Raw genomic sequence first — 17,763 nt, 5'->3', positions numbered from 1 at the left:
ATGATTGGCGTGTTGCTGTCGCTTTGTGCTGCAACATCAACAGTGAGTGTCGGCGGTGTATTATCAAAGTCATCTGAACTAATTGTACGGGTATTACCTGCGGCATCGGTCGCTGTTGCGATCACTGAGCCAACATCAAGTAAAGATACATCCAACCCGACTAATGACCAGTTGCCATCCGCATCCGTTGTAGTGGTATATGTTGCACCAATACCACCGTTAACAAGTTGCTCGGTAATAGTAATTTCACTGCCAATGGGCAAGTCAGACGTACCGCTTAGGGTAATTAATAAACCAAGTTCAAACGTTGGTGTAAAGGCAAGTGCTGGCGGGGTTACGTCTACTTCGCCACTGTCCGTGCCGGTGCCTGTGTTGCCTGCAGCATCAGTGATGCTGGCGCTGACGCTGTAGTCACCTTCAGCTAATGTACCTGTTGGTGTCGCACTCCAGTTACCATTAGCATCGGTTTGTACATCAATGCTTTGAGTGGTATTCGCTGCATCTGTAAACGTAACTGTGATAGTGCTATTAGGTGCATCACTGGTACCAGTCACTGTGGGTGTGGTGTCGTTGGTGAGTACTGGCGCATCCACACTCACACTTGGTGCTGTGGTATCAATGGTGCCATCGCTCGCAATATCGGTGCTGTTGCCTGCCGCATCGCTAATACTTGCTTCGATGCTGTATGGCCCTTCTGCCAGTGCAGTCGGTACTTCCACTGAGAAGTTGCCATCAGCATCCACAGTGGTGGTGAACGTTTGTGAGCTACCAAAATCATCCACTACGGTGAAGTTAATAACCGTGCCTTCAACCGCATCGCTTGTGCCGCTAAATGTCGGGGTGATGTCATTACTTGAACCAGGGCTGGTAAGTACAAGGGTCGGTGCAATTGTATCCACCTCTCCTGCGCCTGTGCCGTTGGCTTCGTTGCCAGCGGCATCGCTCACGCTTGCGCTTACGGTGAAGTTACCTTCTGCAAGGGCTGTCGTAACAGGGGCTGACCACGCGCCACTTCCGCCAACTGTCGCGGTAATGGTTTGCTGTGCACCGGCACTGTCTGTCACAATAATAGTGACTTCACTGCCTTGTGGCGCATCGCTTGTACCCGAGATGGTCGGTGTCGTGTCATTGCTAACACCATTGTCTACAATAACAAGGCTTGGTGCGGTTAAGTCAATCTCGCCTGTTTCGGTGGCGCTGCCGATATTACCTAGGCCATCGTCTACCTGTGCGGTAACAGTATATTCGCCTTCGGCTAAATCAGTTGGTGCATCGATGCTCCATACACCACCCGTTACCGTCGTATCAACAGTCGTAATATTCCCTGCACTGTCTTCAAACGTTAAACTAATCGTGGTGCCATCTGCCGCATCGCTTGTACCATTAATGGTTGGGGTGGTGTCGTTGGTATCAACCAATGCATTAATACTAATGCTTGGGGCCGTGGTGTTGAGTGTTGCGGTTTCACTTAATGTAGTGGTATTACCGGCGTTATCACTAACGCTAGCTTCAATGGTGAGCTCACCATCGCTCAGTGCATTCGGTACATCCGCTGACCAGCTGCCATCAGCTTGTACTGTTGCGGTGAACGTTTCTGTATTATCTGCATCCGTGACGTTAATCGTTATAACCGTGCCTACTGGCGCGTTCGATGTCCCGCTAATTGTTGGTGTGCTATTATTCGTGGCACCGACTGTGTCTAACGTCAATGTCGGCGCTAAGGTATCTAGGTTGCCTGTTTGTGTGGCGCCGCCGGTGTTGCCTGCATCATCGGTGATACTGGCTTGCACACTGTAGCTGCCCTCTGGTAATTCAGGGCTGATTGCTTGCCAGTTGCCGTTCGCATCGACTGTGGCTGTAATTGGTGTTTCATCGCCGTTACTGTCTGTGATAACAATATTCACAACGGTGCCTTCAGGCTCTGTTGAGGTACCACTAACAACAGGGGTGCTGTCGTTGCCTAAACCCAGTGCATCAACGGTGATAACCGGTGTAATGGTATCTACATTACCACTACTGTTGGCCGTGGTGTCGTTGCCTGCGGCATCGGTAATGCTGGCAACAACGCTAAAGTCACCTTGTGCAAGGGCACCTGGAATTTCAATATTCCAGTGGCCATCACTTTCAACGGTGGTGGTGAAGGTTTGCTCAGCGCCTTGGCTGTCGGTGATGGTCAGTGTTACGGTGCCGCCAATTTCATTACTAGTGCCCTGCAGCTCAGGTGTTAAATCGCTGACATCGCCTACGTTTTGAATGGTGAGTATTGGCGCTTGTGTGTCTAACGTAATTGTATCTGTAACTGTTGTCGTATTTCCTGCTTCGTCAGATACACTCACTTCGATGGTGTTATCACCTTCATTTAAATCTGTTTGTGGAGTTACTTCCCAGTTACCATTTGCATCTACTGTGGTGCTAAGTGTTTGTTCAACTCCATTTTCATCTGTAATAACAACCGTGATACTGGTACCAACGTCTGCATCACTAGTGCCTGAAATAGTAGGCGTTGAGTCGTTGGTTACAGCTTCAAAGTCAACGGTTAAGCTAGGTCCTGATGTGTCTATATTACCGGTAGCCGTAGTTGAAGCGCTATTTCCTGCAGCATCAGATACTTCAGCTTCTACAGAATAATCGCCCGAGGCCAACTCTTGAGAAAGTTCAACACTCCAATTACCATCGGCATCCGTTGTTGTGCTAAATGTACGAACAACCCCTTGAGAATCAGTAACCGTTAAATTTATAACTGTGCCTGAAGCTACGTCTGTTGTGCTACCTGAAATAATTGGAGTAGTGTCATTACTAGTTTCTAGTTCATTAACTTGTATTGTTGGAGGCGTAATATCAATTACAGCATCAAGCTCTGCATTAGCCGTTCCACCACCTATGTCTGTTACTGTTGCAATAATTAAAATGGTGCCCTCAGCTAAATTTGCAGGCGGAGTAACACTCCAAAGACCGTTTTCATCAACAACTGTGGTTAAAGTAATTACTGCACCCGCTGAGTCAGTGATCTGAACTTCCACTTGAGAGCCAACTTGTGCATTAAAAGTATCACCATTTATTTGAGGTGTTTGATCGTTAGTTTCGCCAATAATATCAATGGTAATGGTCAATGCGCTTGTATCAATTGTGCCTGAAGCACTTGCTGTGCCTTCATTACCAGCGCTATCACTAATACTTGCATCTACAGAGTAGCTTCCTTCAGCTAAAGCCGCGGATACTTCTGCAGTCCAACTTCCATCAGCAATTACTTGTGCTGTAATTGTTTGTAATTCACCGTTAGCATCGGTCACGGTTAAAGTTACGGTTGAACCAGCTGGCTCACCGCTAGCTGTGCCTGAAATAGTTGGTGTTGTATCACTCGTATCGCCTAGCGCATTAATAGTAACTATTGGCGCTGTGGTATCAACTTCTCCCGTTGTTGTGGCTGTGGTTTCATTACCCGCGGTATCAGTAACCGATACTTCAACAGTAAATTCGCCTTCACTTAATTCGTTCGGCACATCTACACTGAAGGTGCCATCGGCTTGTACTTCAGTAGTAATTATTTGTGGATTACCTGCTTCATCAGTCACGGTAATAGTAACAACCGTGCCTTCTGGCTCACCCGTCGCGGTGCCTGAAATAGTTGGTGTGGTGTCGTTAGTATCACCTACAGGGTCTATTATTACTGATGGTGCAGCCGTATCAACTTCTCCAGTCGTAGTTGCTGTGGTTTCATTACCTGAAGTGTCAGTAACGGATACCTCAACTGTAAATTCGCCTTCACTTAATTCGTTTGGTACATCAACACTGAAGGTGCCATCGGCTTGTACTTCAGTGGTAATGATTTGTGGGTTACCTGCTTCATCAGTAACTGTAATAGTAACAACCGTGCCCTCTGGCTCCCCCGTTGCGGTGCCTGAAATAGTTGGGGTGGTGTCGTTACTATCAGCCAGTGCATCTATCGTGATCACCGGTGCTAAAGTATCAACCTCGCCAGTCGTAGTTGCTGTGGTTTCATTGCCCGCAGTATCTGTAGCCGATACCTCAACAGTAAATTCACCTTCACTTAATTCGTTCGGCACATCAACACTAAAGGTGCCATCAGCGAGTACTTCTGTAGTGATAGTTTGTGGGTTACCGGCTTCATCAGTCACGGTAATAGTAACAACCGTGCCTTCTGGCTCACCTGTTACGGTGCCTGAAATAGTTGGGGTGGTGTCGTTACTATCAGCCAGTGCATCTATCGTAATCACCGGTGCTGAGGTATCAATAGTACCCGTTGTTACTTCTGTACTTTCGTTACCCGCAGTATCAGTGATTGATACGTCTACACTGTATTCGCCTTCGCTTAATTCATCTGATACATCAACAGTGAAAGTGCCGTCAGCGAGTACTTCTGTGGTGATGGTTTGTGGGTTACCTGCTTCATCAGTCACGGTAATAGTAACAACGGTGCCTTCTGGCTCGCCCGTTACAGTGCCAGAAATTGTCGGTGTTGTATCGTTACTATCAGCGAGTGCATCAATCGTAATAGTTGGTGCGGTATTATCGATAGTTCCTTGTGCTGAAGTTTCACTTTGGTTACCTGCTTCATCGCTAACGATGGCATTAACGCTAAAGTCACCTTCAACTAACTCATTAATAGCATCAGCTGTCCAGCTACCATCAGCTAGCGTTTGTGTTGTAATTGTTTGTGTATTACCACCAGCGTCCGTCAATGTTAACGTAACCGTTGTTCCAGCTGGCACATTTTGTACGGAACCTGAAATTGTTGGAGTAGTATCGGCGCTATCTGGGATTGCATTAATTGCTATAATTGGAGCTGATAAATCAATTGTTCCAGTACCGGTATCGCTTGCTTCATTACCTGCAGCGTCTGTTACTGTTGCCGTAATTGTAAAGTCGCCTTCAGCAACAGCTTGAGTTGCACCTACTTGCCAAGTTCCATCTTCTGACACAACCGCCGTCAATGTTTGAGACTCACCATTTGCATCAGTAACTAAAACACTAACAAGGCTACCCGGAGCTACATCACTCGTTGTTCCGCTAAATGTAGGTGTTGTATCGTTTGAATCAGCAAAGTCATTTATTGCAACTAAAGGAGGGGTGGTATCAACTGAGCCTAATTGTGAATCTTGAGCTGCGTTACCCGCATTATCAGATACATTAGCAGTTACGGTAAAATCCCCCTCGCTTAAAGCAGTTGGAACCTCAATACTCCAAGTACCATCCGCACTTATAGTAGTAACTAACTGTTGCTCAGCCCCTAGACTATCGGTAACAATTAAAGTTACTTCACTGCCCGATGCTAATCCTTGGGTAGAGCCTGTAAGAGTAGGTGTTGTATCGTTTGTATCTGCAATATTGTTAATAGTGACACTTGGTGCGGTTAAATCAACCGTACCTGTAACAGTTGCAGTACTGCTATTGCCTGCAGTGTCGCTAACACTTGCTGTTACTGTGAAATCACCTTCACTGAGATCTGCAATAATATCCGCTGTATATGTACCATCGGCATTTGTAAGTGTTGTGAGTGTTTGTTCATTGCCTTCACTGTCAGTTATTACTAATGTAACTTCGGTCCCTGCAGGTACATCAATTACGTTACCACTTACTGATGGGGTTACATCATTCGTATCCTCAATAGGATTAATCGTGATTGCAGGATCGGTTAAATCAATCTCTCCAGTTTCACTTGCAGAAGCTGTATTACCTGCAGCATCAGTCACTGTTGCAATTACACTAAACTCACCTTCAACCAATTCATTACTTGCCTCAACAGACCAACTTCCGTCAGCACCTGTAACTACTTGCACGGTTTCTGCTACGCCATCGCTTCCTGTAAATGTAACGGTTACTAACGCACCAGGTTCTACGTCTTGGGTAGAGCCGCTAATTGTTGGTGTTGTATCGTTAGTATCAATAATAAAATTAATGCTTACAGTTAAATCAACATTACCTACTGCACTTGCTTGCGCTTCATTGCCCGAGTCATCTATAACCGCTGCAACTACAGTAAAGTCGCCCTCAGGCAGAGGAGTTGTTACTTGTGCAGTCCACGAACCATCTGCTTGCGTCACTGCTAGTAATGTAAATGTACTGCCATCGCTTGCCGTAATAGTTAAAGTAATGGTAGTACCTGCAGGCACATTACCGGTGTTACCACTTAAAAATGGAGTGGTATCGTTAGTATTAGCAATTGCATCGATTTGAATTGAAATAGGAGCAAACGTTATTTCGCCGTTTGTTTGCGCAGTAGCCTCATTACCCGCAGCATCGGTTACTGACGCAGTTGCTGTAAACTCACCACCTGGCAAGATTTCATTAGCATCAACACTCCATGTACCATCTTCATTTAATAAAGTAGTTAAAGTTTGTACGCTACCGTTTATATCGGTTACTAATACTGTAATTACAGAGCCCGCTGGAGCGTCTTCTACCCTACCTACAAATGTTGGTGTAGTATCGTTAGTATCAGCAATTGCAGTAACGGTAATATCTGGATTTGTTAAATCAACAACACCTTGGTTATTTGCTTGGGCTTGATTACCTGCAGCATCGCTTACACTTGCATCAACCTCAAACTGCCCTTCAGCCAATGGCGTAGTTACGTCAATAGACCAATCACCATCAGCGTTAGTTTGGGTTAATAATGTTTGAGTTTGACCATTAAAATCGGTAATAACCACACTAATAATAGAGCCAGCAGGTACATCTTGCGCGTTACCTGTAATAGTTGGCGTGGTGTCTTGAGTGTCGTTAATATTATTAATTTGTACCGTAGGCGCCGTTAAATCAACTACTCCTGAATCACTTGCTAATGCTAAGTTTCCTACACTGTCGCTTACTTGTGCATCAACTGTAAAATCACCTTCAGGTAAAGGAGTCCCAACTTCTACACTCCAGCTTCCATCGGCTTGAGTAACCGCTGTTAATGTTTGTATTTGTCCTGCACTATCTGTAACAGTAATTGTTACTTGCGTGCCTTCAGGAACCCCATTTGTTGTTCCAAAAAGTGGTGGTGTTGCGTTATTTGTTTCATCAGTTACATTTACTGTGATTACCGGAGCAGTTAAATCTACATTCGCTAAAGCTTGATCTACAGCTTGATTTCCAGCGGCATCAATCACCACTGCGCTTACGTTAAACTCTCCTTCAGATAAAGGTGAGGTAGTAGTAATAACCCAATTTCCTAGTGCATCAACCTGAGTAACAATTGTTTGTACCGTACCTGCACTATCCGTTAACGTGACCGACACATTATCACCAGTGTTCAACCCAGATACAGTCCCTGTTATTGTCACTGTTTGCGAAGCAGAATCGGCAACAGGATCAATAGCAATAAGCGGAGGTGTTGTATCAATTTCTATAAAAATAGTGTCGTTTATAGGGGTGCCAACAGGATCTGTCGCCTCAACAACAACGGTCACAGGACCATCCGCAACTGGAGTTGGTAGGGTTATTTCAAAGGTACCATCAGGGCCAATCACAACACTAACTACTTGAGAATTTCCATCAACATCAGTTACCGTTACATTAACCGTTTCGCCAATTAAGTTTTCACTCGTACCGGTAATTGTTGGTTGTGATGAATTAGTAACGCCCAGCTCATTAAGTGAAATAGAAGCCGAAGTTGCGTCAGGCACAATACCATCAGAGGTATCTCTTAAATTAAAAGCTTCAGTAGCGCTTTGATCAAAAGAAGAATCAAAAGTAACACTACTAGGATCAACACTTTCAGAAATTCGGGTTAACTGTACAAACGAACTACCTCCATCTGCACCAGCTGCATTACCGCCACCAGCGGCTGTTGCCTCTAAATTATCTAAAATGTCCCCATCACCCTCTAATGCATCTAAAAAATCTGTTACATCTGAATTAGCCGCCGTTGATGAGTCTTGTTCTGTACCTAAATCTAAGCTTGCGATTGCTTCATCTAAACTTTCATCAAAAACAGTTGTTTCGCTAGAGTCTCTTGCTTCTTTAGCTAATAGGTCTGGTGTTATTTTTACCTTTTGATTTGCGGGTATAGATAAGGTTTCACCTTGCACATCTATTTGTAACGACGACTTAATAGCAGTAACAACTAAATCACCTACGGTAATAATGTCACCAACGTTTAACGCTCTTATTGATCCATCATCCAACACAACACCCGCCGAACCCTGAATATCAATAACTACAAGTTGATTTGCTTCCATTTAGGTACCCTCAAACTTTTTAAAATAACAATCTAATAAATTAAAGGTAGAACAAAAAAAGCACATAGATACTGGACTCAAGTACAGGTTTAGAAGAAAAATTCAAAAATAAAAAATCAACAAAAAAGTGGTAGAAATTTTTTTTCATGCTACCCGAAAAGATTACTTGCAAAATTAGCACTCCTTTACTAAATATTTAAAAGAGTATTTTCGGTCTTAACAGGATCTAAGAGGAAGAAATGATTATAAAAAACACTTTTAAAAAGCATCAAGGGACTATGTTAATCGGATTAGCGATTACAGCCGTAACTTTATCAAACTACGTGCATGCAAACGAACAATCAGCAATGCCACTTACATACGTCTCAAGTAAAGCGATTGAAAACAATCCTGAAGTACAAGAAGCATGGCATGCTTTTAAATCTTCTATTTATGGAGTGGATGCTGCCCGTTCAGGTTATTTACCAAGTGTTGATGTATCAGCAAGTGCAGGATATGAAAGAAGAAATTACGGTATTGAAGAAGAATATAACCGTAATACAGCCGAATTAAGCGTTACTCAAATGCTTTATGACGGTTTTAGAACATCTAATACAGTTGACCGTTTTAAACGTATTCAACTTATTAGGTACTTTGAGCTTATTTCTCAAACAGAACAAACAGCACTTGAAGCCTCGATTGCACTACTTGACGTACAAAAATTCAAAGAGTTAGTACAACTTGCAGAAGCTAATTTACAAGAGCACGAGTCTGTATACCAACAAATAGAGCAAAGCGTAAGCGCCGGTGTAGCGCGCGCAGCAGACCTAGAACAAATTAGTGGCCGTTTATCTCTAGCGCAATCTAATGTATTAACGGAGTACTCAAATTTACATGATGTAAGCGCTCGCTACCTAAGAGTTGTAGGTGAGCTACCTATGAACGATATAAAGCAAGCTGACCTTGATGAAAACAATATACCAATTTCGGTTAACCAAGCGCTAGACGTCGCCTACAAAAACAGCCCTTCATTTTATGCCTCTTTGTATAATATTGAAGCGCAAAAGGCGAACGCCAAAGCACAAAAAGCGGCCTTTCATCCTAACGTAGATTTATCTGCCCGCTACGGTAGCCAAGATAGAGATGAGCTTGGTCAAAATGAAACCAGAACAGAAGCGCGAGTCGGCATAGATATTAGTTATAACTTGTATAACGGTGGTCTTGATAGCGCTAATTTAGAACAAGCTTATCAAGATATAAACATTGCAAAATATCAACGAGATCAAGCCTGTATTGATATTCGTCAAAGTCTGCAAATTGCCTACTACAACGTCACTATACTAGAGCAAAAGTTGCCAGCGCTTAATCAACACCGCGAATCATCAACTAAAGTTAAAATTGCATATAAAGATCAATTTGATATAGGCCAACGAACTCTACTAGACGTACTTGATGCCGAAAACGAATCGTTCCAATCAACACGTTCATACATAGTTGCGCTATACGACCGCCAATCGGCTATTTTAACTATGCTAAAAGAAATGGGGAAATTATTGCCAGCACTTGACGTAATGTCAGGTAAATACCCTACATTAAAAGAGCTAACTGACGATCCTATTGTGCATAACGCACAAAATATTTGTCCGAGTTACGATGTAGCAACCACCTTTAGCCGCAAGGCATTTCTACAAAAAAAAGCGAAGCAAGATAATGCCTACATGAGTGTAACCGCTATGCCAAGGTACTTAGATATACCGTTGGAAACCGACACTACACAAAGTAGCTTTTTAGATGATGATGGTGACGGCGTACCAAACGAGCAAGACACTTGTCCGAGTACGCCGCTGTCAACTAATGTTGATTTATCTGGCTGTACAATTTATAGCGCATCAACCTCGAATATAGAGATTGGTATCCCTTTTTCTGCTGACTCAAGCGATGTAAGGTCTCAATATATTCAAGAAATTAGTCGGCTTGCAGATTTTTTAAAAGAAAACCCAAATAAGCAGGTTGAAATACAAGGTCATGCTTCTCTAGATGGAGATCGAACATATAACCGCAAACTATCTGAAAAACGTGCGTTTGCCGTTGCTGAAATTCTAATTAAACAATTCGATATAAAACCAAAACGTGTTAAATCGTTCGGGTACGGTATTGATCAACCTCGAGTAAACGAAATATCAGTAAGAGCAAATGCTGCGAATCGACGTATCGAAGCTGTAATTACTGATAGCTAAGTCAATTAACGTTATGTAAATAACTAGGGTCTGTTGATCTTTGCGGATTAAAATTTGTTCAAACTAGGGGCTGTTTAATCGCGGCGCGAGATTTGTAACCTAGTGGGCTAAGTAAAAACCGAGCAACAAAGAGTAAATAGCCCCTAGGAAGAACCCTTTGGGCAGCGCCTGTTTGGCATTAATGCTACGTTATCACCCATTTATGGGGAATAACCACACTGCATAGGCTCTGCCTTGCCTAAATACCAAACAGACTGCTGCAAATTCAACCTGAAAGATCAACAGACCCTAAACTCGGCTTGAAATATTTAAGCTAAATTTATTTCTCGAGTTTAGGTTTAGTAGTAACAACCGCATGCAGTTCTACATAACATTGGATGGTTTATGGAATTAAACGATGTACTTGATCACGGTGGCATACTCGTTGATTGCCTAGCAGTTTTATGTCGCCATCATGATAAAGAGTTTTCAAGAGAAGCACTATTAAATGGACTTCCTCTAACTGATGGAAATCTTACTCCATCAGGTTTTTCGCGCGCAGCTAAGCGCATTGGCTTTAAATCGAAAGTAGTTAATAAGCCACTACAAAAAATTAATACAGCACTGCTACCTGCCATCTTAATTTTAAAAGACAATCAAGCCTGTGTTATTAATTCTATTGATTACGATAAGCAGTTGGTGAGTGTAATTTACCCAGAGCTTACCGAATCAGTTATCGAACAAAGCATTGATGAATTAGCAGGCAACAGTGTTGGTTTAATTATTTATGCACAACCAGAATTTGCATTTGATGAGCGAACACCTGTACTTGAAAAACTATCAAAAGACGGATGGTTTTGGGGAGTAATTAAAGAGTGCCGCTCACTTTATAAAGACGTAATCATTTCAGCTATTGCGTTGGGCTTTTTGTCGGTTGCCATGCCTTTATTTGTAATGAATGTATATGACCGCGTAGTGCCCAACCATGCAACAGAAACCCTTTGGGTACTTGCCATTGGTATTTTGATAGCACTCACTGCTGACTTTGTTTTACGCTTAGTAAGAGGCTATTTTGTAGAGCTTGCTGCAAGCAGAATAGATGTAAAAGTATCGGCTGTAATTATGGAGCGGGTATTAGGTATGAAACTAAAAAACCGTCCATCATCAGCTGGCTCCTTTGCTAGCAATATTCAATCATTTGAAGCTGTACGTAACTTTTTTAGCTCCATAACGCTTGTCGCATTAGTCGACTTACCATTCGTAGTTTTATATTTAATTGTTATCGCCATTATTGGCGTACCTCTAAGTTTACCCATTATAGCGGGCGCACTTACATTATTAGCTTACGCTATAGCCGCACACCGCAAACTTGAAGCCCTTTCAGAGCAAACAATGAAAGCAAGCTCAATGCGAAATGCAGTATTAGTAGAAAGTTTAACCAGCATTGAAGATGTAAAAAGCTTTCACTCAGAGTGTAAAACACAATCTGTATGGGAAAAGTCGACCATTTACATTGCGCAAGTAAACGCACAAAGTCGACTCGTTTCTAGCTCTATATCAAATACAGCATCGTGGATACAGCAATGTGTAGGCGTGATAATAATGATAATAGGCGTACACCTCGTTATTGAAGGTGAGCTAACTCAAGGCGGATTAATTGCAGCCTACTTATTATCATCTCGTGCTATGGGCCCTATTGGGCAGTCAGCCGCTGTTTTAGCGCAATATCATCATGCCGCAATAGCAATGCAGTCACTAAATGAGATTATGGAAAAAGAGGTCGAGCGCCCACCTGGTAAGCATTGGTTAAGCCACCCTATTTTAAAGGGCGATATAGAATTTAAAGATGTATGTTTTAAATACTCTGACGAATCTCATAATGCACTCAACGGCGTTAGCTTTAAAATTAAAGCTGGTGAAAAAGTCGCAATTTTAGGACGTAATGGCTCAGGTAAAAGTACATTAGAAAAGCTTATCTTAGGGCTATATGAACCCTGTTCAGGAGCAATTTTGATGGACAATAACGATATACATCAAATTGACCCTGCAGAGCTTCGCCATAATATTGGTTATGTACCGCAAACCGTTGCCCTGTTTTATGGGACCTTAAAAGACAACCTTACGATAAGCGCTTGGCATGCCAAAGACGAGCAAATTATTGAAGCCTGTGAGCGAAGCCAATTATTTGATTTAATTAATTCGCACCCAGACGGATTTGATCTACAAGTAGGCGAGCAAGGCCGCCAATTATCAGGAGGGCAACGCCAAGCTGTAGGTATGGCAAGAGCCATAATTAACGACCCACCAATACTATTACTAGATGAGCCAACTTCATCGCTAGATCACAATAGTGAAAGTAAAATTATTAACAATTTAAAAAATTATTCTAAAGATAAAACCCTAATTGTAGTGACTCATCGCTCATCATTACTCGAGCTTGTTGACCGTATTATAGTTTTAGATAACGGAAAAGTAGTTGCTGATGGACCAAAACAAAAAGTAATTGCGGCGTTAAATAATAAAACCGTGGAGCAAGCCTCATGAGTGATAACAAAAAACCACTTGAACAACGCTCTTTTGAATCTGTTAGCAAAGCAATAGAAGCAAGAAAACAAGGTAAGCCATCCGTATTTAATAAACTATTTAAAGGATGGATTTCACCGCCAAATACTCAAGACTGGGTAGTAGATGCACAGTGGGAAAAAATGCAGCAGGAACCAGCAAGCGCTAGGTTACTACTTTATCTAATTTGTTTAACGTTTATATGCCTTATTGTGTGGTCTGGCTTTGCTAATTTGGATGAAGTTGCTCGTGGCGAGGGCCGTGTTATTCCCTCTAATAAATTACAGCTTATTCAATCTTATGACGGCGGTATGGTCGAAAAAATAAATGTCCGAGAAGGCCAAATAGTAAACGAGGGGGATGTACTCATTAAAATAGACCCTACCCGCTTTATTTCTAGCTTTAGAGAAAATCAATCCAAGGTTGAATCGTTAAGTGCAAAAGTTGCGAGGCTCAGAGCGCTCACTCAAAAAAAGGAGCTCGTATTTAACGAAGATGTTATAAAAAATGCACCTCAGGTGGTTCAACACGAACGCTCTCTTTATTTGAGTAACAGCCAAGAGTTGGAGCAACAGGTAAGTATACACAAACGCCAACTAGAGCAGCGACACCAAGATTATATTGAAGCAAAAGCGGCACTTCAGCAGCATACCAGCGCGCTACGCTTAACAAACAGGGAGCTTAAAGTGACCCGCCCATTGTTACGCACCGGTGCTATTTCGGATATAGATATTATTCGTTTAGAGCGTCAAATAGTTGATTTAAACGGCGAGATAAACAGAACCAAAGCAGTTATAAATAGGAGTCTTTCGGCCATTAACGAAGCTAAAAATAAGGTAACCGAAGTTGAGCTCGTTATGATCAACCGCTGGAACAATGAACTCTCCGAAGCGCTACTGCGACTGGACTCAATTAAAGAAACTGAATCTGGCTTGGCCGATAAAGTAACTCAAACTGAAATACGCTCTCCTGTTAAAGGCACTGTACAGCGGTTATTAGTTAATACTGTTGGCGGTATTTTACAGCCAGGTAGTGATGTTATGGAAATTGTCCCGCTTGACGATCAACTTGTAGTAGAGGCAAAAATCCCGCCTAAAGACATTGCATTTTTACGCCCTGGGCAATCTGCAATGATAAAATTTAGTGCCTACGACTTTGCCGTATATGGTGGCCTTGAAGCCGAAGTATTACATATAAGTGCCGATACAATTACAGATGACCGCGAGAATACCTTTTATTTGGTGCAGCTAAAAACCACCAAAAATAATTTTTCAAAAGAGCTGACTATTATTCCAGGAATGACCACTCAAGTGGATATTATTACCGGTAAAAAAACCGTACTTGAGTATATTTTAAAACCGGTTCTTAGAGCTACATCGCAAGCAATGACAGAGCGTTAAAACATTTTATAAATGGAGAAGTAATGCGCCAAAGTATTTTTATTACACAGCCTGAATTTGAATCGAAACACTGGCATACAGCGTTTCCTAGTTGTTTGATATTCACAAAAGAACCACACAGAGTCACGGCATCAAGTATTATTTGGGTTTTAGCCGGCACACCTAATTGGCTTGAGCTTGTTAAAAAGTATTCTCAGCAACGTTTACTGGTTATAGTTATGACTAACGAACTAGAAATAAATCAACTAAGAAGTGCGCTTGAAGCAGGAGCTAGGGGGTACGTAGAAGCACTCGCTACTAAAGTAATTATTGAACAAGTACTTGAGACAATTTGTACTGGCGGAATATGGTTACCAGGACAATTACTATCTAACTTAGTAGGAGCTTTATCAAATACACCGTTTAAATATGCGAGCACATGCGAGCTTGATGTACTCACAAAGCGAGAACGTCAAGTAGTTGATATTGTTGTAACAGGTGCAACTAATAAGCAAGCTGCAGAATCTTTAAATATTACAGAACGCACAATTAAAGAGCATATGAGCTCTATATTTAATAAGCTAAAAGTTCGCGACCGTATTCAATTAATGTTAGTTGTAAAAGGGCATTAACCGCACCGTTAATGCCTATTACTTACTCTTTAATAACCCCATCAAAACCTAAGTTAATAAGCGTATCTATATCATCTTGGCTTGTTACACCTTGAGCCACCACTTTAATGCCAATAGAATGCGCTAACGTGCACACTCCTCGCAGAAATGTTTGGTTATCTTGGCTGTAACTAATATTGTGTCCGTAAACACTATCAACCTTAATCATTTCAAGACCAAATTCCTGAATTTTATTAATTTTAGTAAATTCAGGGCCCACACGTTTTAATGCTACCTTAGCGCCCATACATCGAGCCTGCTCACAAAAATCTTTAAATATCTCAATTTCGCTAACGGCAATACTTTCACGAATATCAAAACAAATTTTAGAGGCTAAATCAGGAAACGCCGAAAGGTACGTAAGAATCGAAGCAAGTGCAGCATCATCAAGTAACGTTTGAGCAGATAATTCAACCGAAATCAGTTCACTTGGTGGCTCAATACTATAATGAGCCACCAACGCCTTAATTAAACCCCAATCTAAACGCGCTAATAACTTTAATCGGTTAGCCCACTGGTAGTAGTAACTAGCACGGTATACTTGCCCACCAAGCTTTAGGCTCAACCCTAATTGATTTTGCATTACCTGCCCTGTAAAGCTCGTTACTGGGTAAGTATTTATTTCTAAATTATTATTGTTGAGTGCCTCTTCTATGGCATTTTTCCAGCTAGTTGCATTATCAAACAGCTCACTTTCTTGCTTGATTTGAGCTACTTTTGCTTGTACATCAGATTGTTTACCCGATGATTTTAAAAGTTCATCCGCACGCTTTAATACATCAAATCGCGTATCGTCTTTTTGAATATAAGTACAGCTGTGAGGTATCGCTAGCTTAACGTTTTTATACTCTTCAACAAACGATTGATGCATCAATAAAATACGTTCACTGATTGCTTGAATATCATCAATATCACTAAATAAAACGGTAAAATCGCTGTGAGAAATACGTGCAATGTAATTTTCAGAAAAGTGTTCTTGATTGCTCTCTAAGAAGCTAACCAACATCTGTGAAAATCGACGTAGAAAATTAACCATTTCTACTCGTCCCACTTCCTCACTTACGCGATCGAGGTTAACAACCCTAAATAAAAACAAGGCACCATGGGCATGATCTTTCGATTTCTGTAAGTGAGCCTCAAGTGTTGCACCAAAGTATTCTCTATTTGCTAAACCAGTTAGCTCATCGTGTTGCGATTTAAATCTAAGCTCTTCTAAACGTTTATTATCTTCTTTAATAATACGACTAAAACGGGTAGATAACTGGTTCATTGATTGCACTAAACGTGCAAATTCAAATGTACGAGGGACGGTGGATTTAATAAAACGTTTTTCACCAAATGCATTAGCCTGATACACAACATCATCTAGCGGTTTTAATATCCTACTTAAAAAGTAAGCACTAACTATACAAGCAAAAAAAGCGACAATTAAAAAACTAAAAAATAGTTTAAGCGCACTTTCCCATAAGGCTTGCTCAGCATATTGACTATGGCTTTCTATAAACAAAGTACCAAATTGCTGCCAACCATTATTTACTTGCCCAACCCCTGGCTGTACATTTAATCCATACATTGCTCTAAACCACTGCGGAGCCGTCGCTTTAAGTTCATCGGTAAACGTGCGTTTAACAATCACCTCACCATTAGGGTTTTGTAGTTCTATTCGCTTATAGTGACCGGTATCAAATGTGGCCGATACTAATAATTCAAGCTCAACGGGGTCTTTGTCTAATTGGCTGATCATTAACGCGAGTGAACTGGCGTTATCTACATTTTTTAAGTACAGCTGGGTCGAAAAATAACTTTTAGCCGAATTAGTGCTAATTAAAACACTACTTATAAAGCCTACAAAAATAACAATTAATAATGCAATCCACAGCTCTTGCCTGAGTGTTATTTTTCGTTTTTTAAGATACTTAGATAAGGAAAATGATGCCATTACCACATAACTCCTTCTTTGGTTGTCTGCTCCAAAATTTTACGCCAGCGTGAAAGTCTTGCTGTTGGGCTGGCTACACTTTTGGTTGAATTATTAGCCCATAAACCTTGGCTGTTAAAGCTAAAAACAGGGCTTAAATCTACACGTTTTGCAGCAGGTAAAACCTTTGTTATTAAACTGTCTAAAATAAGTGGCTGAGCGTTTGGTGTAACAAAATAACCTAACACCATATGTGCTTGCGTTTTGTTAGTGCCCGCAATTTTTGCTTTTACATAAATAAGGCGTAACTTGTCGTCACTCACCCCTAGGGCTCTCAAGCTTATATACTTTGCTATTGCGTAATCTTCACAATCACCTAGGCCTCTGCCTAACGTTTCTAAAGGGGTTGCCCAATAATCGTTTTGTTTCCATAGCAAAATATCAGTTTGATAGCGTAAATTACGCGCAAAAAAATCATTAACAATAAGAATTTGTTGTTGCTCTGGTTTGTTTTGAGTTTGTACCAACATACTTTGCCAGTTACGTGCAACAGCCGCTCGCGCAGGTCCATATTTTTGACCCATCAGCTCAATAAAGGTATTAAATTGAATAGTTAGTCGGCTTGCAAGCACACCACTAGAGAGTACAAAAAACAGTAATAGGTAGCGCAAATTGGCTTTGCACCATATAAATAATTTAGGATTTAAATAAGTTGGCTTAAACGCCATTTACAGAGCCACTGTTAATATAAGTGGCAATAAAATACATCTGTTGAGCACTACGCAATCTGCTTAAAAATTAATCCTAACAACAGCATAGCACTCAATATAAGAGGATGAGATATTTTGAATAACT

General features: G+C 41.5%; 7 protein-coding genes. 4 read left to right on the top strand and 3 right to left on the bottom strand.

What is annotated here, in order from left to right; all coding sequences use genetic code 11:
• On the bottom strand, positions 1–8,183 hold an 8,183-nt coding region (locus tag I6F54_RS05095; RefSeq protein ID WP_197140061.1), incomplete at its 3' end, for an Ig-like domain-containing protein.
• Between the two features lie 239 nt (positions 8,184–8,422).
• On the opposite strand from I6F54_RS05095, the gene I6F54_RS05090 reads away from it, so the two are divergent.
• The 4 genes from I6F54_RS05090 (at position 8,423) to I6F54_RS05075 (ending at position 14,951) form a co-directional block, all read left to right on the top strand.
• Positions 8,423–10,399, top strand: a complete 1,977-nt coding sequence (locus I6F54_RS05090; protein ID WP_197140059.1) for a TolC family outer membrane protein — start codon at positions 8,423–8,425, stop codon at positions 10,397–10,399.
• Positions 10,400–10,783: 384 nt separating this feature from the next.
• Positions 10,784–12,922, top strand: coding sequence for a type I secretion system permease/ATPase (locus I6F54_RS05085; RefSeq protein WP_197140057.1), 2,139 nt, complete (start codon positions 10,784–10,786; stop codon positions 12,920–12,922).
• Positions 12,919–14,340, top strand: a complete 1,422-nt coding sequence (locus I6F54_RS05080) for an HlyD family type I secretion periplasmic adaptor subunit (RefSeq protein WP_024608819.1) — start codon at positions 12,919–12,921, stop codon at positions 14,338–14,340. The genes I6F54_RS05085 and I6F54_RS05080 overlap by 4 nt, the downstream gene beginning before the upstream one ends.
• A 23-nt stretch (positions 14,341–14,363) precedes the next feature.
• Entirely contained in the window at positions 14,364–14,951 is a 588-nt protein-coding gene (locus I6F54_RS05075; protein ID WP_197140055.1) for a response regulator transcription factor, read from the top strand.
• Positions 14,952–14,973: 22 nt separating this feature from the next.
• Here I6F54_RS05075 and I6F54_RS05070 read toward each other — a convergent pair whose 3' ends face one another.
• Both I6F54_RS05070 and I6F54_RS05065 read right to left on the bottom strand, forming a co-directional pair.
• Positions 14,974–16,929, bottom strand: coding sequence for a bifunctional diguanylate cyclase/phosphodiesterase (locus I6F54_RS05070; RefSeq protein ID WP_197140053.1), 1,956 nt, complete (start codon positions 16,927–16,929; stop codon positions 14,974–14,976).
• Entirely contained in the window at positions 16,929–17,636 is a 708-nt protein-coding gene (locus I6F54_RS05065; RefSeq protein ID WP_101217122.1) for a transglutaminase-like cysteine peptidase, read from the bottom strand. Before I6F54_RS05065 ends, I6F54_RS05070 begins: the two co-directional genes overlap by 1 nt.
• Positions 17,637–17,763 lie beyond the last annotated feature (127 nt).

Origin of the sequence: Pseudoalteromonas sp. SWXJZ10B, from assembly GCF_015864475.1 — a bacterium.
GTDB lineage: Bacteria > Pseudomonadota > Gammaproteobacteria > Enterobacterales > Alteromonadaceae > Pseudoalteromonas > Pseudoalteromonas arctica.
The sequence above is the reverse complement of the archived record's forward strand: the minus strand, read 5'-3'. Positions and strand labels throughout refer to the sequence as shown.